The sequence below is a fragment of the Catenibacterium sp. AM22-6LB genome, from assembly GCF_003435615.1.
GTDB lineage: Bacteria > Bacillota_I > Bacilli_A > Erysipelotrichales > Coprobacillaceae > Catenibacterium > Catenibacterium mitsuoka_A.
Map to the genome: position 1 here is coordinate 1 of NZ_QTUM01000035.1, position 23,786 is coordinate 23,786.

A 23,786-nucleotide genomic window follows, 5' to 3' on the forward strand; every position below is an offset into this window, starting at 1 on the left:
AAAATTACTGATTATTTTTTTGAATTTTTACTTGATTTCTATTATCCAATTTTTTTATTGATTATATAGAACCAAAAGAAAGAAAAAAACTGCTAGAACAAAGATTAACTATTTTGAAACAATATCTAGCTGGAATAGAAAAACAAGATACACCTAAATGGGCAACAGAAGTAAAGCCATTCCACGTTGCAAACTTAAAACGAATGATTGATATTGTAAATGCTGAAATTTCTGGAACTCAAAGACTTTTATCAGTATGTGAGGTGTTAAACCGCAAACTCTACCCATAATAAAAACTAATAAAACCGCAGATTAAATTAATAAACAGGTGGAAAATGTGCCTTTTGTGACGGCATAATCTTCCACCTGTTTTATGATCTGATTGTAGTATGATAATCATGTAAAATATTTAGAAAGGAAAAAGGCATTACAGATTGATATGAACTCTTTCAATTCACATTATTTGTAATGCCTTTTTAATGTCTTGTGTGTAAAAAAGAAAAGGAAAGGAAACATCCAAAACCACTCTTCAAACATTTCTGTTTCTTACAACGAGACTTACGATAATTTATTATTCAATATCTTCCATAGAAATGAGTTCCTGTGATACTTCCACCTGAGAGAAGCGAAGACCATGATCCTCGTACTCAAATTCTCCTCTCTGATTATCAATCGGATCAATGCGGAGCCATTTTTTCTCCGGCATGAATTCTTTTTGAATTTCAGAGTTCGCTGGCATACGGAAAATATCCAGATTACCAAAGTAATAGTTCCAACGCTCTTTGTCTCCTTCACGCCATGCACTTCCACCAAAAGAAGGGTCTGCAAATACCCATCCATACGGTGCTATATAGAATTGTGCCCAATCATGGCATCCTGTATAATACTTCGTCACATATAGACCTGACTGCCAGCGTGCTGGAATTCCAGACATGCGGCAAAGTGTGATAAATAGCAGTGCTTGTACACCACAATCACCTTTTAGGTTGATTGCACAGTATTCGGGAATACACTCAATTGTGAAATATTCTCTCATGAAAGAATACATCACTTTTGTAGTCACAAAATCATAGAATCGACGCGCCAAAATAACTGGATTTGTCTCATCTCCTGCCAGTTCATCTCTTAGTTCTCTTAAGTATGGAGTGAATACGATATGTGGTGCCTGCTCTTCCAGACAGAAATCTGGCTGTTCTTCAGATACCTTGGCAGGATCTAACTTTACATAATCTACATGGTAGTCAAATGAATAATCTACCATGAACTCCTGATTCTCTTTCAACTCAGTCTCAAAATACACTGTTCTCTGTGGTGCATCAAAAGGTGCTACATATGTAATCTCTGGATTAGATGCATGAACCTCTACATTAGAAACCTGCTCATATACCTTAGGAATCGGAAGATGTACGCGAACCTTGCGTCCTACCTCTTCAAATTCTTTTTTGGTTTTTATCGTTGAACGTATACGAGTGTGTACAGTTCTTCCTCCATGTTCTTTCATGTAATGTATATTGTCATTAAGTAGATTCTGATTTAGATTATTTTGCTTTTCATCCTCTGGATTTTCTGCAATGACACGCTTTGCGTAATCTGGACGAGTCTTAATGAGATTTTCATAGAATCGACGCTGAAAATGTACCTCACCATCAATATAAATCCAATCTGCTGCACTGATTTCTTTTAAATGATCTAACTCTTCTTTTTTGAAATCACGTAGATGAATCATCATAATCTCCAATGCTTCATCATAAGTAAAAGGATACTCATTACCACTCATAACGCCAATGACTTCCTGTTCGATTTCTAGACGTTTTCTAAGAGCCTGTGGAATATCCTTCTCTTCTAGAAAATAACGAATCATTTTCTGGGCTCCAGCATAATCACCATAAATTTTTAATTTCAAAACGTCCTCTGGAAGCGGAACATTCATAAAAGATAAATCCTGATACATGAGTTATACCTCCAATTTATATTACCGTTCGTTTTCAAAACCAATGAACTAAGCTGACTTGAATAGCATATCTGTCAATGTAAAGACTGCCTCCATATTTACATGAGTGATATTGCTGGCTGCTAAGTAATCCCCAAATCACTTTCAATCCATAATTTATTCCTGAAGTCACTAAAATCAATATCATGCTCAAAGCAGAATAATCCTATTCCTCACCTACTGACAATTGAGTATAATACACATAATGCTTTCGCAAATTCCGTCTAACTCATAAGCTTTGCTTTCGAACTTTCTTTATATATTTAAAAAAACTCATCCGCAATCTTTTTTTCAAAATATAGTAAAATTATAGCATGTATGCAAATAACTTGCTGTATTTTATAATACATTTTCTCGTTCTCCAATGATATCCTGCATTAAACATCATCTATCGCCTTATTACGATGTTTAATGCACATGATAGGCTGATAATTCAACAAGACTAATGAATGGTTATTATCATTTAATTGCGTAGTATCTATTACCTTATTTTTAATTATATATAATACTGTTCGACAACAAAGGCAAAATAAAATGCCGTGTTTACAACATATTAAAGTTTCATTTCCTTCAACAAAAAAAGAGTCTATTCAGATTCTCCTTTATTCATCATTGAACGTATCTTCTGCATACGTTCATCTAGTTTAGCACTTTCTACTGAACAGTCATAAAGTTCCTGAGCAATAAGCTTTGCTTCGTCTTCAGGAATATTCTTCTTATAGCGTAATTTATGTTCCAAACTTGCCCAGAAGTCCATCGCAATAGTACGAAGCTGTACTTCTACATAAACATACTTCTTTGTCTTCTGCAAAAAGATTGGTACCTGTACAATTAAGTGTAAACTACGATAACCACTAGGTTTAGGATTTTTAATATAATCCTTCATCTCAATCAAAGTAATATCATCCTGTCTTAAGAAGCTATCTGCAAGTTCATATATATCTTCAGGAAATGAGCAAACAACTCTGACTCCTGCAATATCTCTTATATTTTCTTCTAATGATTCTATAGTCATTGGAATATTCTTGCGTCTTACTTTTCTCGCAATACTATCATATGATTTAATACGGGACTTGATGCTTTCAATAGGATTACCATCATATTCTAAAGAATATTCCTGATCTAATACTCTGAATTTTGTTTCTATCTCCATTACCGCACAACGATAATATGACATCAATAAATCAAATGGCTTTTTGTTTTTATCTAATAAATCTAAGAACTCATCAGAAAGAATACTCTGTTTCATAAATTCTTCTCTTTTTTGTTCAATGATTTTAAATCCACTTCTTTTTATATCTTCTAGATTTCTCATACATTCATCCTTCTTTCAATCTATTTCATTATAATGTATTTCTATGAAAGAAGTCAAAAAAAGGCGGTTCAGTGACTGAACCGCCTCATCATATTTACTCTGTATACTTTTTCTTATATAACGCAACTAATCCAAACAATGATAAAACGAGTACTGATAGCCCTAAAGAGACATTTGTATTGTCTCCAGTATTAGGAGTATCCTTAACTATTTTATCAGTTTTCTTATTTTCAGATGTTGTACTACCATTTGACTTTGTTTCTAAGTCCTTCATAGGAATATCAATAAATGCTTTCTTATAGCCACAAATAGTACACTCTTCATGCTTAGAACCTTTTTCTGTTGTAGTCGCTTCTTTGTCAATAAACCACTTAAAGCTATGTGTATGAGTTGATTCAGGAATCATATTAATTGGAGTAAATACAAAGAAGTCATATCTTAGACCATTCTCATATTCTGCATCAGTCTTATACGTATAAGTTACTTCTTTACCATTAATAATCAGCTTAGTATGTGGACCAAATACCCATCCTTCACTACCTGCGTTGTGAGTTGGCTGGACAAAGAGATTATAATGATAAGTCTTATTCTTATCAAAAGTAGTTATAGTTTTATCATTACCATGATGTTCATCATCATTAAACCATTTGTCAGAACGAGTCCATTCACCATCTGTTCTCCATTCTTCAAAGACAAGCATATATTTCGCATTTTCTGGAGTTGTGCCAGTAAATACTGGCTTATCTCCATCCTTGAAGTTTAATGTTGCATTATTGATTTCAATCGTACCTATTTCTTTTACCGTTACTGGATGAATTGTCTCAATAGAAGGCATGAATAATCCATTGATAGTTTTAATGACTGTAGACTGTTTTTTGTTGTTTATATATACATCACATTGATTACTAAATTTATAGCCATCCTTTTCACGTAGTTCAATAGAATACATATAAGTTTTACCATCTTCAAACTTAGTGATTCTCTTCATCGATGGAATATATTTACTTTCATCTGAATACCAGAATGCGATAGGTTCACCATTTTCCATTTCTTCCCAGCACTCATATGCAATCTCATATTCATTTTCATCTTGAGATAATTTTGCAGTTGCATGAGGTGTACTTCCCACCTCATAGTTATATAAGCTATTAATATTTACTTGAGTAATTGCTGGAGAAGTATTTTTTTCTACAATTAAATCATAAGTATTTTTGTAGATCTGATACTCATAAACATCCAGAAGTTTATTAAAAGTGCCTGTTGCATCTTGATGCTCATCAAAATACTGTTGTGCTTCTTCTTCAGTTTCAAAAGTAATAACATCTCCAATTTTAGGAGTAAATGTATAAAAATGCCCACTATCAAAGTGATCAAAACTCATTTTACCATCATTGTTCTCATGTTTTACAGTTCCCTGTGATTTATATGGTGTCTCAATGTCAGACCATATATTTGAAAGTGTACTTTTTACTGCTTCATCACTTAAACCACCTTTAAGAAAATTCCCACTGGTTTTAGTAACTTGTTTTGTTTCAACTACAGTGCCATCTAGGTCCTTTATAGATACATTCGCATTCACATCAATCTTTGTATAATATTGATGATGATAATTTGATGTATATTTTACTCCTGACGGAAGATTAATATCTTGTGCAAATACAGTACAAGGCACTAATAATAGCACAATACATAATGTAAGAAAGACCGGCAACAGCTTCATTTTACAAAATTTTATTTTCATATTGTCAGCCCCCTTTCTTAGGCTCTACATTTCTTTTTTCTTCTTTAAACTCATACATACAAAAACACTAATTACTAATGTACCAATTACTAATACAAGATTTGTGTTATCTCCAGTTTTTGGAGTATCCTTTACTATTTTATCAGTTTTCTTATTTTCAGTTGATGTATTAGTGGAATTATTACCATTTGGAGTAATAACAGTATTCTTGTCTTGGGCAGCTGTATTATTCTTAGTAGCGATAATTCCATACTGGCTTAAATGAGTTGTAACAAAGCTAATATATCCATCTTCTACAACGGCAGGAATTGTTTCTTTAATTTCATCATCTAAAATATAAACAACTTCATATTTATCATAACCTTTTAAATCTTCTGGCAATGCAAGTCTGATTTTCATCTTTGTATGGGAAATCTTTACAACAGTATCACCATTCAATACATTAATATCAGCTATAAACTTAATGTTCTTATTTGTTAGGTCTTTCTTTACTTCTACTTTCTTAATATCTAGTTTGTAGTTCTTATTAATACCTTCTTCAGATTCAATAGTTCCCTTAATGTCTCCAGTACTCTCTAGTTTTTTAACTGTTTCTATTGGTTCTGGTGTAGAATCAGGATTCTTAGTCCAAGATGCATAGAGAGTAATATTTTTATATCTTGAATAACCATCACCTTCATCAATTAAAGTATCTTTATCAAATTCTTTATTTGATTCTTCATTATTATCCCAGGATCTCCAGTAGATATATTTGAGATTTTTTCCACTACCATCTTTTTTAGTATTCCAGCCATTAAAAGTATAACCATCTCTCACTGGTGTATATGGTAATAGTGACATAGATGTTCCTGAATTAGCTCCACCTACATAATTACATATATGAGATTCCTTACCTTCAATCATGCCACCATTCCCATTTAATGTTACTGTAATATCTTCATTATTAAATGTATCACTTTTATAAGTTGCAGTAATTCTTACAACAGAATTTTTTATAAAAGCAGATGCATCTACTGAATTCACAAATTCTCCATTTAAATCCCAGCCTACAAAAGTATAACCTTTTCTTACTGGTGTATACTGAGTTAAATCAATGGTCTTGAATTCTTCTTTTTTACTCTGTAATAAAACTTCTGCTTTACCATTAAGAGTTCCGCCAAAAGCATCTAAAGTTACATAATAGTTTCCAGATTCATTTAATGATTTACCTTTGAATTTTGCATGTAAAGTTAAACCCTTAGAATAACTGATTTCTTCACCACTAGAAGTATAAAAATTACCTTCTTGTGTAAAATCAGAGATATTTAATTCATCACCAGCTTTTTCTCCTTTCGTTGTTTCCCAATGAGAGAATTCATTTTCTCCATTGAATGGTGTAATACCTTTTGTAAGCTCAGATACTTTAACTGTTGTTTCTCCCTCTGCAACGTTAAATTTAACTATCTTACCATATTCACCTTCAAAGTTTGGATTCCAATCATCGGGATCAGAATATAATATGAGTGAATATTGTCCATTATTTGTGATTGTTGCAGCACTTGCACTGATCATACCTGATATTCCAATCATAATCGCAATCAAAATCATGGATGCAATTCTTAATGTCTTTTTAAGTTTATTCATAACGTTTCCTCCATTCCCTTAGCCTGATTATGAGGCTCTTAAAAATTCTTTTTGGCGAATACTTCGCCATGACTGTTTCATTTTCAATATAATCTGAGATTTGTCTGGTGACAGCGTTAATCGCACGCTGTGAACCAGCTTGTGATAAGGCTGCATTTGCCTGTTCCATTGTGACAAATAGTTGTGTTCCTTTTACCTGTTCACTTACAGAAATAGAAAAGATGCCTTTGTTTCCATGGAATACGACTGTTGACGAGTCCGTTTTTTTATAGGGTACACCATCATGCTCTAGTATTTCATAGATGGCTATGATCACATATTGTCTCGCATACGGAAGCATTCTTTGGGCTGTATTCATGACTTTCCTCCTTCCATGCATCTATTGATACAAATGCTAGTGTTATTGTAGGATGCAAATAGATATAAGTATATAAGGGAAGTCCGCCATAATGTAAAAATGACTTTGGCGGAGTACCGCCAACACAGTATTTACATGTTATATAGGCTACTTTTTCAATAAATAAAAAAGCCCTTCATAAATGAAAGGCTCTACTTGTTATAGAGATTTAATAAACCAATACGGGATTTAACACCTGTTTTTTCATAGATAGCAGAGACATAACGTTCTAATGTTCTTTTTGATACATAGATATTTTCTGCAATGACTTGGATACTATCTTCTGTATTGACTAGTTGTTCAAAGACTTCAGTTTCTCTATCTGTGAAAGAATAGAGTTCAGAGAATCTTCTAAGCTTCTCTTTTTCATCTATGACTTCTATTGTCTGTTGTTTAATAAAGTCATTCTTCCACACGGTATAGATAACTGAGACAATACTCACTGCCACAAATAGCACTAAAATTAATATGATGGCCGAAAGATTACTATCAGAAGAAAGTAATGCAAGAACTGGACTCGCAATAATGGCTGCGGTCAAATTATTGACTGCACGACCCATACCAGACCAAAGTTCTGATATTTTCATATAGCGGGCTATTTCCATAAATGCAGTGACAAAAAATACCGCAAAGAAACCAGCAGATAAATAAAAAATCATAAGGCCTAACATAAATGGTCCGGCAAATTTAAGTATCGCAATACAAATAGTAGATAAGACCATAATACAATACATTGTAATGCCCATATATCTTCTATTTTGTAAATCAAAGATAAACCCAGAGACTAAGCCACTTAAGGCAAGAAGGATTCTTGGCCATTGACCAATATCCATATCCCCGCCTGCATGAACTAATGTGACTGCATTATCTAAAGTACTAAACATACATGTCATTAAAGCAACCAGTATAATCAAGATAATTCCTACTGTATTTGATTTTTTCTCCTGTTTATCTTCTTTAATCATTTGAATATTAAATGAACTATTTTTAATCAAGAGAATAATCAATATAAATAGAGAAATACCCAATAGCATAGATTGTATCAGCTCTGTATGAATCAGGTTGTTACTAATAAATTGAAGCATGATACCTAGAAAATAAGATATGCCTACTATTCTTGCAAGATATTGATCAGTCTCCAGCATGCACATAGATTGATAATAAACACAGCTTCCTATAATTCCTAAGAATAAAAATAACACAAGTCCGATGATAAAAGTATATTCTGTTCCTAGTAACACTATTCCTATAATAGATACGAGTCCTGTCAGCAAAAGAGAGCTATTCTTAAAACGGCTCTTTATAAGTCGATTCAACAGAGGATATAAAAGAAAACCGATACTACTTGCGCCTAATGCATAATTTTGCGCAATAACTGTCGCATCCTGTGATACGATGCAAGAAAGTAAATCTACATAGAGATATTCAGTACCTAGAAATAAGAAGGTGAATAATCCCATCAGCAAGATAATATATATATTATTTTTGAAATTCACCCTTGTGTCCATTTCATAATCTCCTCAACATCATTAACATAATTATAACATATTTGAGTTTTAACCGCAAAAAATGAACTGAGAAACCTCAGTTCATTTGTTCAAGTGCTTTATTAAATTGTTTTCTAAACAATAATACCGTAAATGTGATTGCAAGAATATCTGCCACCGGTTCAGCCAAATAAACAGCTGTTGTCTTATCTACAAGTAATGCTGGCATAATATAAATAAGTGGAATTAAAAGAATAAATTTTCTAGTAACTGCCACAATAACTGATGCTTTCGCATTACCTAAAGCCACAAATGTCATCTGACAGGCAATCTGTATTCCAAAGAGTCCTACGACTGCCATATAGATTCTAAGTGCTTGAGTGGTAAAGAGTGAGAGTTCTTGTGCATTTGTAAAGAGTCCTACAAACATCTGTGGGAAGATCTGAATAAGAAGCCAGATACATATTGAGAATACTAGACTGACTTTTAATAATAATTTAAATGTCTTTCGAACACGTTCTTTATTCTTAGCCCCATAGTTGTAACTGATAATAGGCTGTGCCCCCTGTCCTAATCCCTGTAAAGGAAGCATCGCAAACTGCATAACACTAGTCAATATAGTCATTGCCCCTACTGCTATATCTCCCCCATATTTTAATAAAGAAGAATTGAAGCAGACCTGGATGACACTCTCACTTGATTGCATCACAAAAGTAGAAAGGCCTAAAGCAAGACAAGGTAAGATGACCGAGTGATCTAAAGATAAGTTTTTCTTTTTTATTTTAAGTTTTGTCTTTTTACCAAATAAGAAGCGAAGAACATAGAGACATGAGCATCCTTGAGAAATAATTGTCGCAAAGGCTGCTCCTTTGACACCTAAGTGAAATCCAAAAATAAGAATAGGATCCAAGATAACATTACATAATGCGCCAATGACAACTGAAATCATTCCGTTTTTCGCAAATCCCTGGGCTGTAATAAACATATTCATTCCCAATGTTAATTGGACAAATAGTGTTCCCATTGCATAGATATTCATATAGTCTACGGCATAGGTAATTGTATTACTGCTTGCGCCAAAAGCAAGTAAGAAGGTACGATTTCCAAAGAATAGAATAAGTGTAAGTACGATAGAAACGATAATCTGCGTAATAAAACAATTACCTAATATCTTTTCAGCATAATTATTATTACCCTGACCCATATAAATAGACGCACGTGGTGCACCACCATTACCAACCAAAGAGGCAAAGGCTGTCACAATCATAATTAACGGCATACAGACACCAACACCTGTTAAGGCAAGAGCACCCGTTTGAGGAATATGACCTATAAACATACGGTCTACAATGTTGTAAAGCATGTTGATTAATTGCGCAATGACTGTTGGTAAGGCGAGTTGTCTGAGTAATTTACCTACTGGTTCAGTCGCAAGAAAATCCTTATTCTCCATATGTACCTCCTATTCTTTGTGATTCAATGAATATTAAATCTTCACTATTTTCAATTGTTAGAATACCATGACATTGATTAGAGATACATAGTGGATCATGTGGTTCTAATATATAACCATCAAGGGGATAATCACAATTCTTTAATGTGAGAGTACAAGTCTTTTCAGTAAAGCATGAGAAGTACTTATATTCCCTGCAATCTATTTGATGCTTACCTTTGGGCAAGAGGTATATTCTATTTATATCATCATATAAAGTGATTTTAATATCTGGATGTTGTTTGAGATAGATAAGTACACCTAAAAAATGATCAATACGACCACCAATAACACCATAAAGGTCTATTTCATCATAACCTCTATTGAGTGCTTCACTAATGGCAAGTTCTGTATCTGTTTCATCCTTATGAGTAGGAAAAGTAAGTACTTCTAATCCTTCTAAGTATTCTTTATGTTGTAAAGAATCAAAGTCTCCAATAGCACATAATGGTTTAATTGATTGACGATGTAGATGTTCTAAACCACCATCAACTGCAATATAAGGGATGTCTTTATTAAAGACATCCCCATTATTCATGCTTGCATATAAGCCTATTTTCATTTGAGTGAGTCAATAGCTTCCTGTCTGTTTTCTGCTTTGAAGACATAGCTTCCAGCCACTAGAACATCTGCCCCAGCCCCACGGCATAGGTTGGCTGTATTCTCATTGATACCACCATCTACTTCAATGAGGTAGCGTCTACCATTTCTGATTTCTTTAAGTTCAGTAATCTTATCTAAAGCTGCAGGATTGAATGACTGCCCACCAAATCCTGGTTCAACACTCATGACAAGAACCATATCTAAATCATCTAAGAATGGTTTGATTGCTTCTACATCAGTACCTGGTTTAATAGAGATTGATGCAAGACATCCTGCATCATGAATACGTTGAATAAGTACACGTGCTTCCTGCACACTTGATACAGCTTCAATATGGAATGTAATGAGGTCTGCACCTGCATTGATGAATTCATCTAAGTACTGACCTGGATCAGTGATCATTAAATGTACATCAATGAATAAATCAGTCACAGCACGTAAGTTACTAAGAATGCTGTAACCAAATGAAATATTAGGGACAAAGTGTCCATCCATAACATCATAATGAATCCATGATTTTCCTCCATCATAGATTGTATCAATATCTTCTTTAAGATGCGCAAAATCTGCGGATAATACTGAAGGTGCAATTTTAACCATATCGTTTATCTTTCCTTTCTTTAACCTGCTTTAATAACTGCAGGTAATCAACATATCTTGTTTTGTCAATTTCCCCTGCTTCTACTGCTTCTTTAACAGCACAATGTGGTTCACTATCATGAAGACATCCTCTAAACTTACACTGATGTGACAGTTCTTTAAAATCATGATAAGTGACTGCAAGTTCTACAGGATCCATTTTAAGTTCTAATGATGAAAAACCTGGAGTATCTGCAATATAGCCACCATACATAGGAATAAGTTCAACATGTCTTGTAGTATGTTTCCCTCTTCCTAATGCTTGAGAAATTTCATTTGTTTCAATATTAAGTTCAATGTTTAAGGCGTTGAGAAGACTTGATTTACCTACCCCACTCTGCCCTGTAACGACTGTTACACGGTTTTTAAGGATTGGTTTAATCTCTTCGATGCCTTCATTTTCTTTACTTGATACAAAGCAAAGATCATAAGCATTGTACTTCTTTTGTATTACAGGAATAAGTTCTCTATTAAGATCTATCTTTGTGATAATGATGATTGGTTTAATCTTCTCATATTCAACCATCGCGAGAAATTGATCTAGAAGCATCTGATCAAAATCTGGCTGGGCAATAGAGAATACAAGAAGTGCCTGATCTACATTACAGATAGGAGGTCTTTCTAATTGATTATGTCTTTTTTCTAGTGTGAGGATATAACCAGAACCATCTTTTTCTTCCTGAAAAGTACAGAAGTCTCCTACGAGAGGCTTCTGACCTCTGTTTCTAAATTTACCACGTGCCCTGCAGCTAACAACCTTCTTACCTGTATCGACATAGTAGAATCCTGCAAGGACTTTTATAATCTGACCTTTAGGCATATAATCTCCTATTCTTATTCAGTTGTAGTTGTATCGTCATCATCATTTTCTGGTAAGTCAGGTTGTGTTGGTGTTGTAGGGGTTGTAGGGGTTGTAGTAGTTGGTTTCTTATCATAATAATATAAGATAATCTCAGTCCTTTTACTATTTACCTGAGTATATGGTGCAACTGACTGTTTTACAACTGTATTAATAGACATTGAGTTAATTGTTGCAGTATCTGTAGGTGATGGTAATACAGATAGTTTCACATTAGTAAAGCCCTGACTTTCTAATGTAGATTTTGCTGCATTGATATCCTGACCATATAATGATGGAACAGTAATGCTGACACCTTTAGATACTGTTAAAGTAATGATTTTGCCTTTTTCATTCGGATCCTGTTTTTCACCTTCAGAAATAGACTGTCCAATAACAACACCTTCTTTATAATCATCATCAGACTTTTCATACTTTCTAACCTTATAGCCAAGCTTTGTTAATTCATTATAAGCTGAACTGTAAGAGGTACCTGTATAGTCCTTCATGACAATATATTTACCCTTAGAGATAGTAAATGTTACTGTATCTCCTTCATTGATAGTATGTCCTGCTTCTGGATCTGTCGCAATAACAAGTCCTTTTTCATACTTATCACTCAGTTCATAATCAACATCATCAGATACCTTATAGCCTTTATCAATCAATAAAGCTTTGGCTTCTTTTTCAGTCTTACCAACTAGATCCATCATTGTACCATCTTGATTACCACCAAATAAGAAGAATCCTGCTACAATCGCAAGACATACGATAACTGCCCCAATGGCCACACCTATCGCAATTCTTTTTTTCTTATCCATTGGCTCTTTTATCTTTTCTTCTTCTGGTTCAATTTCTTCTATTTCTGTTTTTGTTTCTTCAAGATCTAAAGGTGCTGTTTTAGTAAAGAACTGAGAATCAGTCGCAATGATTGTTGGATCATTATTCACTTGATCAAAGCTTAATTTAGGTTCATCTAAACGTTCTAAGCAAGTTTCTAAATCATCTAACATATCGTCAGCACACTGATAACGATTGTTTGTATTCTTTGCAGTCGCTTTAATAATAATATTTTCTACTGACTGAGGAATCGCTGGATTATATTCACGCACTGATGGTATTTCATCACGCATATGTTTCAAAGCGATATTGACTGGAGATTCTCCATTAAAAGGTACATCTCCTCTTAATAATTCATAGAAAACAACCCCTAATGCATAAATATCACTTTGTGGTGTCGCTTTTTCACCTCTTGCAATTTCTGGTGCAAGATAATGAAGTGAACCCATGATTGTATCTGTCTGAGTCACCTGTGATAAAGACTGGATAGAGGCAATCCCAAAATCCGCAATCTTTACTATACCAGAATCAGTGACAAGAATATTCTGAGGCTTTAAGTCACGATGAACAATACCCATAGAATGGGCAAGTGCAGTGGCTGATACAACCTGCTTCATAATGTCTACTGCTTCTACATAATGAAGTGCACCACGCTTATTAATTAATTCTTTTAAAGTCTGACCACGTACATATTCCATGACAATATAGTAAAGATCATCTTCTTCACCTACATCATAGATTTCTACAATGTTACGATGACATAATGCAGCTGCTGCACGTGCTTCACGATGGAAACGCGTAATATAAATAGGATCCCCCGTCAAGGAAGAACGAAGTATTTTTACAGCCACTTCTCTTTTTAATATATCATCATATGCAAGATAGACATCTGCCATACCGCCTTGGCCAATTAATTCTTTTAATTCATAACGGTCAGCAAGAATACGTCCTTTTTCACTCATCTTATGATTCTCCCTTCTCAATTAATAAAACACCAATATTATCTAATCCACCAAATTCATTGGCTGATTGAATGAGTCTTTCTGTTTTATGATTGACTGATTCATCTTCTTTTAAGATATCTTCAATCTGTTGAGATGAGAGTGAATTATATAATCCATCTGAACAGAGCAATATTGCACGATAATCTTCTTCAATCTTATAAAAAGAAATACGTAAAGCTTCTTTAATACCAATTGCCTGCACTAATACATTTCTTTTAGGATGATGAGAGGCTTCTTCTTGATTAATTATACCTCTTTTAAGTAACTCATTCACAAAAGTATCATCTGTCGTGATCTGTTTTAAAGTATCACTATATAAATAAGCTCTACTATCTCCTACATGAGAAATATAGGTATTCTTTCCATCCATATAACAGATGACAATTGTCGTACCCATACCAGCATATTCTCTATGCATATCACTTTCTTTATTTAATAAATCATTTGCAGTTAATAATAAAGAAGAGATCCAGGCATGAATAGATTCATCATCAATAAAAGGTGAATGATCAAAGAAATGTTCAATAATATAATTACTTACAAGAGTACTTGCAACATCACCTGCAAGATGACCACCCATTCCATCACATAATACACCAACGATTTCATGGTCTTTGATTTTATAAACTGCTCTATCTTGATTGACTGATCTTTTTGTTCCGATATCAGTCATCGCGGAGATAACCATATTATGCCCCTTTCTCTCTTTTTGCACGTAACTGTCCACATGCACCATCAATATCACGGCCATGTTCTTTTCTTAATGTACAATTAATATGTAAACGAATAAGTTCATCCTTGAATGCAGTAATTGTATGACCTAAAGACTGCTTATAGCCATGTTCATCAACAGGGTTATAAGGAATCAAGTTCACATAAACATTTAATCCACGAAGATAATGGGCTAACTGACGTGCATATTTAATATCATCATTGACATCCTTCAATAAAATATATTCAAGAGTAACACGGCGGTTTGTACGTTCAATATATGTCTTGATGGCATCTCTTAAGTCATCCATATTGTAACGTTTGTTGATTGGCATAAGTTCATTACGAATTTCATCATTAGGTGCATGTAAGCTAATAGCTAAGTTAACCTGGATTGGTTCATGAGAGAAACGTTCAATTCCAGGAATTAAACCACATGTAGAAATGGTAAGGTGTCTTGCACCAATCGCCAGACCATGAGGTTCATTGACTGTATAAATGAAGTTCATTACTTCATCATAGTTATCAAATGGTTCACCTGTACCCATCACAACTACATGAGTCACTCTTTCCTTTAAATCATTCATAACAGTCAAGACCTGTTTCACAATTTCACCACTTGTTAAGTTACGCTGTTTCTTTAATAATCCAGATGCACAAAATGAACAGCCCATATTACAGCCTAACTGGCTTGTAACACATAATGAACGACCATAAGTCTGAATCATTAATACTGTTTCAATGAGTCCTCCATCTTCTAATTCTAGAAGATATTTAGTTGTTCCATCACGAGCAACCTGTTTTTCTTTAATAGTTAAAAGTGCATCACTGAAATGATTAGAAAGTGTTTCTTGAAGTTCTTTAGAAAGATTTGTCATCTGATGAAAATCATAGACATTCTTTACATAAATCCATTCATAGATCTGCTTTGCACGGAATGGTTTTTGTCCAAGTGCTTTTAGTTCTTCTTTTAATTGTTCGAGTGTTAAGTCATAAATTGATTTCATCATACATCCTTTTCTAACAGACACATATAAAAGCCATCACTATGATATTCATATGGAAGTATAGTACGTTCTTCTACCACATGCATATCGGGATGCTTCTTTATGAATTTTTCAATCTGTTTTTCGTTTTCTTTTTTATTTATAGTGCACGTACTATACACTATATTACCACCTTTTATACATAAAGAATATGCATTTTCTAGTAATTTTGCTTGAATAGGAATGATTTCATCCATTGCGCTAGAGTCATGGTACTTAATTTCAGGCTTTCTAGAGAGTACACCGAGTCCTGAACAAGGTCCATCTAGAAGTATTTTTGTATACTGTTTATTAAATATTGAGAGGTCTGTACTGTCTCCTGTATGCACATGAATATTAGTCAATCCAAGTCTTTGAGCATTGTCTTTAATAAGCTTTGCTTTATGAGGATAAAGGTCATAGACATCTAGGGTGCCTTTATTAATCATCAAAGTGCCAAGGTGAGTTGTTTTAGATCCAGGGGCACCACACATATCTAAGACAAGATCATCTTCATTTGGATTAAGTAGACGAGCAACCATCTGTGATGATTCATCCTGAATCGTCACTAACCCTTCTTTAAAAGCTTCTGTATGGGCTATATTGCCTTCCTTTAATAAGACACTATCCGGTGATAAATAACCTGGAGTGAATTCTGAATATTTCTTTAAGAATTCCTCACGTGATATCTTATAAGTATTCACACGACCACTTTTTAAAGGCACTTCATTATCTGCATAAAGAATCTTTTCTGTTGTTTCAATGCCATATTGAGCATTCAACATCTTAACTAGCCACAATGGATGACTTGTAGAAATAGATAAACGTTCATCATGATCTAAATCATCTAAAGATCTTGTTTCATTAAAACAGCTATGGAGAATCGCATTAATCATGCCTCCTGCTCTTTTATTTCTTCTTTCCTTAATAATATCTACTGCTTCATTGACAATTGCATAATCTGGTGTATCTAGATAGAAATGTTGGTAGAGACTCATTAATAGAAGCATTCTTTCTACTACCTTTAAACGTGTATGAATATGAGGTTCTAATTGATATTCTAAATATAAACGATTCTGAATAGTTCCATAGACCAATGTTGTAATAAGTCCTCTTTCTGATGGTGAGAAGTCTTTTGTAAGAGTATGGTTTAAAGTAATATTTAAATAGCTTTCATTCTTTTCATAATCAATAAGTATATCTAATGCTGTATTTCTTTCATTCATATTAATATGTGGAATACGGGTTAAAGTCGCATGCCACAATAACACCTCCTTTTCTTGTACGGTTATAATAATCATCAATGATACTTAATTGTTCATAGATGGGCTTAGATTCTATATATTTAATAAGAATTCTTTCACGATAGATATCCTGCATCTTAAAGGTAGACTGTGGTCCAATGATACGAACCTTTTCTAGATGATCCCTTAAGTATTGACTGATATCTAAGGCAATAGAATGAACATTCTTAGGTGTACGTGATTGTACTATAACAGAGACTAAATGACAATATGGTGGATATTTGGCTTTCTTTCTAAATGCTATCTCTTCTTTAAAGAAAGCATCATAATCCTGCTTGACTGCTGCTTTAATTGCATAATGTTCTGGATTGAATGTCTGGATCATAACTGTACCTTGTTTTTCTCCTCGACCGCTTCTTCCTGCCACCTGACAAAGTAACTGGAATGTACGTTCAGAGGCTCTAAAGTCAGGTACCATTAAAGATAAATCAGCCATGAGTACACCTACAAATGTAACATTGGAGAAATCAAGTCCTTTCGCAATCATCTGTGTACCTAGCATAATATCTGCTTTATGTTCTTCAAAATCTTTTAAGAGTTTTAAATGAGTATTCTTATTTCGTGTTGTATCAAAGTCAAAGCGAATGATATGTGCTTCAGGATACTGTTTTTCTAATTCTTCTTCTATTTTCTGTGTTCCATAACCAATCTTTTTAAGGTGCGTACTTCCACAGTTTGGACAAGTACGAGGTGTAGGAATAAAATATTCACATAAATGACATTTGAGTCTATTTTCAGCTTTATGATAAGTAAGTGTGACATCACAATGAGGACAGCGTATTGGTTCATTACATGATTCACATTTAATAAAAGATGCATAACCTCTCTTATTTAAGAGAATCATTGCTTGTTCTTTTTTATCCAATGTTTCTTGTAATCTCTGTTTCATTCTTCTAGACATAAGTGAATAGTTCCCCTGACGGGACTCATTGCCCATATCTACAACCTCACAATAAGGGAGAGGTTTACCATTAATTCTTTGTTTCATCTCAAATAGGCTATATATTCCCTTTTTAGCACGGGCATATGTTTCTACTGAAGGTGTCGCACTCCCCAAGACGATCTTTGCATGATTTTTTTCTGCACGCATCTTCGCAATAGATAATGTATGATATCGTGGTGTATTATCCTGCTTATAACTCATATCATGTTCTTCATCCATAATAATAAGACCAAGATTTTCTACCGGCGCAAAGATTGCAGAACGAGCTCCCACTACAATACGGGCTTCACCTTTTTTTATACGACGATATTCATCATACTTTTCACCTTGAGATAAACGTGAATGGATAATCGCAACTTCATCATGAAAACGTTCTTTAAAGACACGTTCCATCATTGGTGTAAGAGATATTTCAGGTACAAGCATTAATACTGTCTTATTTTCTTCTAACATCTTTTTAGTTAAGGCAATATAGACTTCTGTTTTACCTGAACCAGTCACACCATGAATGAGTGAAATCATTTGAGATGTTTCTAATACACCTTCCACTACACTTTTTTGAAGCGGGGTTAAAGTAATCTTATTATTAATCTTTAAGTTATTACCTGCATAAGGATCACGTTGTACTTCTTTATTATATACTTCAACAAGACCCTGCTTTTCTAGAGAAGTAATGACACTTCTTGAATAAGGAATATCCTTAAGAAACATTTCCCCCTTTTCTACTAATAGACGGAATGCTTCCTGTTGTTTAGTTGTTTTAGGTGTTCCGGTATTAATGACTCTTACACATGTAATTGTTTTAATACCAACCATCTTATGAGTAGATGGCTTTAAAGTCCCAGGAAGCATAGCCTGGAAACAGGCAATCAAAGGACATAAAGTCATCTTTGACATACGATGAGCCAGTGTAATGAGTTCATTATTTAACAGAGGAGCTTCATCGATGACTGAATAAATATAAGAATACTTAAAGCCATCTCTTTCTTCTAATTCTTTTTGGGTTAAATCAACTTCTTCTACAGATAATACATAACCAACAACCTGTCGATGATTAAAAGGCACTTGAACACGTATTCCTGTCAAAATAGGTTTCTTAGATAAATAAGAAAAGCCACGGTCTAATGCCTGAACAGGATGTTCTATAAGTACTTCTACTTTAAACATAAAATCACCTCCTAAAAAAAGAAAAAGCAGCCAGATGGCTACTTCATGTTCTCCTCGATAATCTTGACAATATCATCTTTCGCACGCATAACATCATCGTTTACCACTACATGCTTATACTGATCTTTTGTCGCAATTTCTCTTCTTGCTTTATCAAGACGTTCTTTAATAACATCTTCAGCTTCTGTTCTACGTCCACGAATACGTTTTTCTAATTCTTCCATTGAAGGTGGTACTAAGAAGATTGTAAGAGCATCTGGTACTTTCTTCATAACCTGAAGTGCACCCTGTACTTCAATCTCTAATACAACATTCTTACCTTCATCTAGTAGCTGATCTACATAGGCTTTAGGTGTTCCATAATAATTACCTACAAACTGTGCGTATTCTAGTAATTCACCTTGCTCAATCTTTTTCTTGAATGTATCAACATCTACAAAGAAATAATCGATCCCTTCTTTTTCGCCAGGTCTCTTATAACGTGTAGTCATTGAAATAGAATATGCAAGGTTTAATGATTCTTCTTTAAATAGTTGTTCTCTGACTGTTCCTTTGCCTACGCCGCTAGGTCCACTCAGGATAATTAGAAGGCCTCTTTTCACTTATCTACATCCCCTTTTTAAGTAATCCTACATGAATAAAACAGTGATGTCAAACACTTTTAAATGTGTTATACTAAGTCGGGTGATGAATATGGCATTTGATGGAATTGTATTGTCACGTGTTACAGAATTATTAAATGAAACAATTGTGACAGGACGTATTTCAAAATTATATCAGATATCGAAATATGAATTATTAATGACTGTTCGTGCACAGAATGAGAATAAGAAACTTCTTGTTTCTATTCATCCAATGTATGCACGTGTTCAGTTAACACAATTAAATTATCCTACACCTGATTTTCCTAACGCTCTCACAATGTTTTTAAGAAAACATATTGAAGGTTCGTTTATTGAGCGTATTGAACAGGTAGGGCTTGATCGTATATTAAAGATTACTTCAAGAGGTAGAAATGAATTCAAGGATCTTGTAGAGTATCATCTCTATATAGAAATCATGGGTAAGCATTCTAACTTTATTCTTACTAATAAAGAAGATAAGATACTAGAATGTTTAAAGAGAGTATCGCCAAGTGATAGTATACGTATTATGCAGCCGGGGATTACTTATAGCTACCCTCCTCTACTTGATAAGAAGAATCCTTTTGAAAATACACCTAAAACAACAAATCTTGTGAAAGAATTTGAAGGATTCTCTAAAGATTTAACTGAAGAAGTAGCTTCAAGAATGGAACAGGGTGAAGATTTCAAAACTATTATGAATGAAATCAAAGAGAGTAAAGAGCTCTATATTACTAGAGGCGATAAAGAAAAGTATCATGTGATTCCTTTACATTGTTTTGGAAAGAAGATAGATCAGTATTCTCTTTTTGATGGATTAGATGCTTATTATCAATTTATTGATCAGAAGGATCGTATTAAACAGCAGACTTCTGATATTCTTCATTTTATTCAGAAAGAATATACAAAGAATGTCAATAAGCTTGATAAGCTAGAAAAGACTTTATTTGATTCTCATAATAGTGATGAATATCGTATTAAGGGTGATTTATTGTATGCTTCTTTACATCTTATCCAAAAAGGGATGAAAGAAGTGACTGTAGATAACTATTATGATGGCACAAAGATGACAATTGAATTAGATGAGCGTTTTGATGGCAAAACAAACGCGAATCATTATTATAATAAGTATCAGAAGGCAAAGAATTCTTTAAAGGTTCTAGAGGAACAGATTGAAAAGACTAAAGAAGAAATCAATTACTTTGATACTTTAAATACCTTGATGGATAATGCGGATTATTATGATGCCATGGAAATCAAGGAAGAACTTGAAAACATGGGATATATTCGTAAGAAGAATGTCAAGAAGTTAAAGAAGAAAACACATCCTCATTATGATGTTTATCGTACTCGTGATGGTATTATTATTTATGTAGGTAAGAATAACTTACAGAATGATTATCTAACATTTAAAATGGCATCACGTAATGATATGTGGTTCCATGTGAAGGATATGCCTGGCTCTCATATTATTGTGCATGCAGAAAACTTGGATGAGTATACAATGAGACTCGCCGCAAATATTGCAGCATATTTTTCTAAGGGTAAATATAGTTCAAGTGTTCCAGTGAATTATTGTTTAGTAAAGAACTTAAAGAAGCCTCATACAAATAAGCCAGGTTTAGTTCTTTTAGGACATTATAAGACTATTTATATTGATCCTGATGATTCTTTCTATGATGAGTTAGAAAAAGTGGAGGATGCAAGATGAAATTAATACCTTGGAAGTTTAATAATGATATAGTAGAAGGCTATACTGTACCAGCTCATATTGATGGAAAGCTATTTAATATGAGTTATAATGGAATAGAAGACAAGCAGGTACTAGAAAATCGTAAAGAACTAGCTAAAATGCTTGGTACAGATCTTGATCATATGGTCGCGCCCTTACAGCGTCATACAACGCATTATTTAAGTGTGAATACAAAAGATGGTGGTAAGGGAATTTATAGTCAGAAAGATGCTTATTTAGGTTTTGATGCATTATATACTAGAGATACAAACTTGACTCTATTTACTTTCCATGCAGACTGCTGTCCTGTTCTATTATATTGTGAGAACCAGCATTTAATTGCTGCCATTCATTCAGGATGGAAAGGAACAGTGACTGAGATTGTAGGTAAGGTGACACGTCATTTAATTGAAGATGAAGGCTGTGACCCTAGTACTATATATGCTTATGTAGGGCCTTCTATTGAAGCACGAAACTTTGAAGCCATGGATGATATTATTGATTGTGTAAAGAAAATGAGCTTTGATACATCATCTTTCTATACTAAAAAAGATGAGACACATTATCTTCTTAATTCAAAAGGTCTGATCAAGCAACAATTATTAAATTGTGGTGTATTAGACGAACATATTGAAGTCAGTCCTTATTGTACAATGGAGAATGATGACTTGTTCTTTAGTTATCGTAAGACACATACTAAAAATCGTAATATTTCTATTATCAGACTTAAAAAATAGCTGGATTATTCCAGCTATTTTTCTATTTCACCAGCAAGTAATGCCATTGTATGAGGAATTTCTTCAATAAGTTTTTCAGGAATGACAGTATATGCCTGCTTTGCGACTTCATCTCCTGCACGTCCATGAATATAGACACCTAGTATTGCTGCTTCTAGTGGTTCATAACCCTGTCCTAATAATGAAGTAATAATACCTGCAAGTGTATCACCCATACCACCTACTGCCATCGCTTTATTACCAGATGCAATACGATAAGATGATTTGCCATCAGTCACAATTGTATGAGGTCCTTTTAAGACAAGTATGCAATGATATTGTGATGCAAAACTCTGTGCGGCAATCATTAAGTCAGGATAGTCTTCTACATGACATAAACGTTTGAATTCACCAATATGTGGTGTAAGGATCACTGAACGATCTTGTTTTTCTAGTAAGTGCATATTTCTAGAAAGAATTGTAAGTGCATCTGCATCCATTACAAGAGGACAGATAGAAGCAGTCATAATATCTATTACAGCTCTAAAGGCACTTTCGTCTAGACCTAATCCACATCCTACTAATAATGCATCATAGCCATCAAAATCATCATAACGGAAGATTTGTGGTCTTAATACAGGAATCGCTTCAGGGATATAAAGAGGCAAAAGAGATGTTACTTTTTCCGAAGTAATAGTCTTGACTATACCTGCACCTGTATAATAAGCTGCTTTAGTGGCAAGTAATGGTGCACCTGTATATTGATCACTCCCTACAATTAAGCCATCTACACCATAAATATTCTTATAGCCATTATAAACTCTTTTTCTTAAATGTTCCTTTACATAATCCTCTTCTACATATTCAAATAACCCTGCTTCTTTAAAACAATCCTTAACAGCTAATGTTTCTAGAATGACTTTACCTGTATATTCTAATGAACGAGGATCTAAGAATCCTTGTTTTAAAGCAGTTAAGGTGACTGTAAAGTCAGCTTTTAAAGCACCCTCGTAAGCTTTACCTGTATTACAATCAAGTCCTGTAGGAATATCAATTGCCCCAATAGTTCCATTATAATTATTCATAATAGATTCTATAATGATTTTATACATCCCTCTAGGTGCACTATTTAAGCCAAATCCAAATAACCCATCGACAATACATTCATAATCATTCCAATTAATTGTATTAATATTATCTTCATCTACATAGATCAAATGATTCTCTTCACATTGATCACGATAATAACGATTGGCCTGTGATACCTTTCCTATATCTCCACTATAATAATAAATGACATGCTTTCCTAGTTTTTCTAGCTTTAATCCTAAAGAATAGCCATCTGCACCATTATTGCCTGGTCCAATAAGAATCGCAAATCTATTATATTTTGTGAAATGATTGAGTAATGCATCACTTGCAAGATTAACAAGTTCTTCTATTTGATATCCATGTTCTAATAAATAAGCATCATATTGTTTTAATAAATCCTGTGTTCCTATATACATATATAACACTCCCTTCTTAATTATTCTACCATAATCGAGTAGGAGAAAATAATTAAAATTATTTTCGTCCTCTCACACCACCGGGCAA

The 23,786-nt window shown here is 33.8% G+C and carries 20 protein-coding genes; 3 read left to right on the forward strand and 17 right to left on the reverse strand.

The features are described 5' to 3' along the window. The first annotated feature begins 113 nt into the window (after window positions 1-113). A complete protein-coding gene (locus DW269_RS12635) occupies window positions 114-290 on the forward strand; it encodes a hypothetical protein (RefSeq protein WP_158546343.1) in 177 nt (58 codons plus the stop codon). A 281-nt stretch (window positions 291-571) separates the two neighbouring features. On the opposite strand, the gene DW269_RS08285 is transcribed toward DW269_RS12635, so the two are convergent. The 16 genes from DW269_RS08285 to gmk form a co-directional block, all read right to left on the reverse strand. After that, window positions 572-1,903 carry a transglutaminase-like domain-containing protein gene (locus tag DW269_RS08285; RefSeq protein ID WP_233503282.1) on the reverse strand — a complete coding sequence of 444 codons (1,332 nt, stop codon included), beginning with the start codon at window positions 1,901-1,903 and terminating at the stop codon, window positions 572-574. Window positions 1,904-2,576: 673 nt separating this feature from the next. Beyond that, entirely contained in the window at window positions 2,577-3,305 is a 729-nt protein-coding gene (locus DW269_RS08290; RefSeq protein ID WP_117459335.1) for a GTP pyrophosphokinase family protein, read from the reverse strand. A gap of 94 nt (window positions 3,306-3,399) precedes the next feature. Further along, window positions 3,400-5,046: an LPXTG cell wall anchor domain-containing protein gene (locus DW269_RS08295; protein ID WP_117459336.1), complete on the reverse strand. Its 1,647-nt coding sequence runs from the start codon at window positions 5,044-5,046 to the stop codon at window positions 3,400-3,402. A 24-nt stretch (window positions 5,047-5,070) separates the two neighbouring features. Then, on the reverse strand, window positions 5,071-6,669 hold the full coding sequence (locus tag DW269_RS08300) for an InlB B-repeat-containing protein (RefSeq protein ID WP_117459337.1): 1,599 nt from the start codon (window positions 6,667-6,669) through the stop codon (window positions 5,071-5,073). Beyond that, window positions 6,662-7,027: a hypothetical protein gene (locus DW269_RS08305; RefSeq protein WP_199409914.1), complete on the reverse strand. Its 366-nt coding sequence runs from the start codon at window positions 7,025-7,027 to the stop codon at window positions 6,662-6,664. Before DW269_RS08305 ends, DW269_RS08300 begins: the two co-directional genes overlap by 8 nt. A 191-nt stretch (window positions 7,028-7,218) precedes the next feature. After that, window positions 7,219-8,574 (reverse strand): LuxR C-terminal-related transcriptional regulator, encoded by a 1,356-nt coding sequence (locus DW269_RS08310; RefSeq protein WP_117459338.1) that lies wholly within the window; start codon window positions 8,572-8,574, stop codon window positions 7,219-7,221. A gap of 76 nt (window positions 8,575-8,650) precedes the next feature. Beyond that, the gene (locus DW269_RS08315; RefSeq protein ID WP_117459339.1) at window positions 8,651-10,006 is read right to left on the reverse strand and encodes an MATE family efflux transporter; all 1,356 of its coding nucleotides are present in this window, start codon (window positions 10,004-10,006) and stop codon (window positions 8,651-8,653) included. Continuing rightward, window positions 9,996-10,607 carry a thiamine diphosphokinase gene (locus tag DW269_RS08320; protein WP_117459340.1) on the reverse strand — a complete coding sequence of 204 codons (612 nt, stop codon included), beginning with the start codon at window positions 10,605-10,607 and terminating at the stop codon, window positions 9,996-9,998. The genes DW269_RS08315 and DW269_RS08320 overlap by 11 nt, the downstream gene beginning before the upstream one ends. Continuing rightward, window positions 10,604-11,248: a ribulose-phosphate 3-epimerase gene (gene rpe, locus DW269_RS08325; RefSeq protein WP_117459341.1), complete on the reverse strand. Its 645-nt coding sequence runs from the start codon at window positions 11,246-11,248 to the stop codon at window positions 10,604-10,606. Before rpe ends, DW269_RS08320 begins: the two co-directional genes overlap by 4 nt. After that, window positions 11,241-12,107, reverse strand: coding sequence for a ribosome small subunit-dependent GTPase A (gene rsgA, locus DW269_RS08330; RefSeq protein WP_117459342.1), 867 nt, complete (start codon window positions 12,105-12,107; stop codon window positions 11,241-11,243). The genes rpe and rsgA overlap by 8 nt, the downstream gene beginning before the upstream one ends. A 14-nt stretch (window positions 12,108-12,121) precedes the next feature. Then, window positions 12,122-13,927, reverse strand: coding sequence for a Stk1 family PASTA domain-containing Ser/Thr kinase (pknB, locus tag DW269_RS08335; RefSeq protein ID WP_117459343.1), 1,806 nt, complete (start codon window positions 13,925-13,927; stop codon window positions 12,122-12,124). Between the two features lies 1 nt (window position 13,928). Continuing rightward, window positions 13,929-14,657, reverse strand: a complete 729-nt coding sequence (locus DW269_RS08340) for a Stp1/IreP family PP2C-type Ser/Thr phosphatase (protein WP_158546344.1) — start codon at window positions 14,655-14,657, stop codon at window positions 13,929-13,931. Between the two features lies 1 nt (window position 14,658). Continuing rightward, on the reverse strand, window positions 14,659-15,687 hold the full coding sequence (gene rlmN / locus DW269_RS08345) for a 23S rRNA (adenine(2503)-C(2))-methyltransferase RlmN (RefSeq protein WP_117459345.1): 1,029 nt from the start codon (window positions 15,685-15,687) through the stop codon (window positions 14,659-14,661). Next, window positions 15,687-16,976: a 16S rRNA (cytosine(967)-C(5))-methyltransferase RsmB gene (gene rsmB / locus DW269_RS08350; RefSeq protein ID WP_233502417.1), complete on the reverse strand. Its 1,290-nt coding sequence runs from the start codon at window positions 16,974-16,976 to the stop codon at window positions 15,687-15,689. Before rsmB ends, rlmN begins: the two co-directional genes overlap by 1 nt. Beyond that, window positions 16,933-19,119 carry a primosomal protein N' gene (priA, locus tag DW269_RS08355; RefSeq protein ID WP_117459346.1) on the reverse strand — a complete coding sequence of 729 codons (2,187 nt, stop codon included), beginning with the start codon at window positions 19,117-19,119 and terminating at the stop codon, window positions 16,933-16,935. Before priA ends, rsmB begins: the two co-directional genes overlap by 44 nt. A 38-nt stretch (window positions 19,120-19,157) precedes the next feature. After that, window positions 19,158-19,721 (reverse strand): guanylate kinase, encoded by a 564-nt coding sequence (gmk, locus tag DW269_RS08360; protein WP_022424679.1) that lies wholly within the window; start codon window positions 19,719-19,721, stop codon window positions 19,158-19,160. A 91-nt stretch (window positions 19,722-19,812) separates the two neighbouring features. On the opposite strand from gmk, the gene DW269_RS08365 reads away from it, so the two are divergent. Further along, complete coding sequence (locus tag DW269_RS08365) at window positions 19,813-21,453, forward strand: NFACT family protein (protein ID WP_117459347.1); 1,641 nt, start codon at window positions 19,813-19,815, stop codon at window positions 21,451-21,453. Continuing rightward, a complete protein-coding gene (pgeF, locus tag DW269_RS08370) occupies window positions 21,450-22,211 on the forward strand; it encodes a peptidoglycan editing factor PgeF (protein WP_117459348.1) in 762 nt (253 codons plus the stop codon). The genes DW269_RS08365 and pgeF overlap by 4 nt, the downstream gene beginning before the upstream one ends. 14 nt (window positions 22,212-22,225) lie before the next feature. Here the strand turns inward: pgeF and DW269_RS08375 are convergent, their stop codons facing one another. Further along, window positions 22,226-23,698: an NAD(P)H-hydrate dehydratase gene (locus DW269_RS08375; protein ID WP_117459349.1), complete on the reverse strand. Its 1,473-nt coding sequence runs from the start codon at window positions 23,696-23,698 to the stop codon at window positions 22,226-22,228. Window positions 23,699-23,786 lie beyond the last annotated feature (88 nt).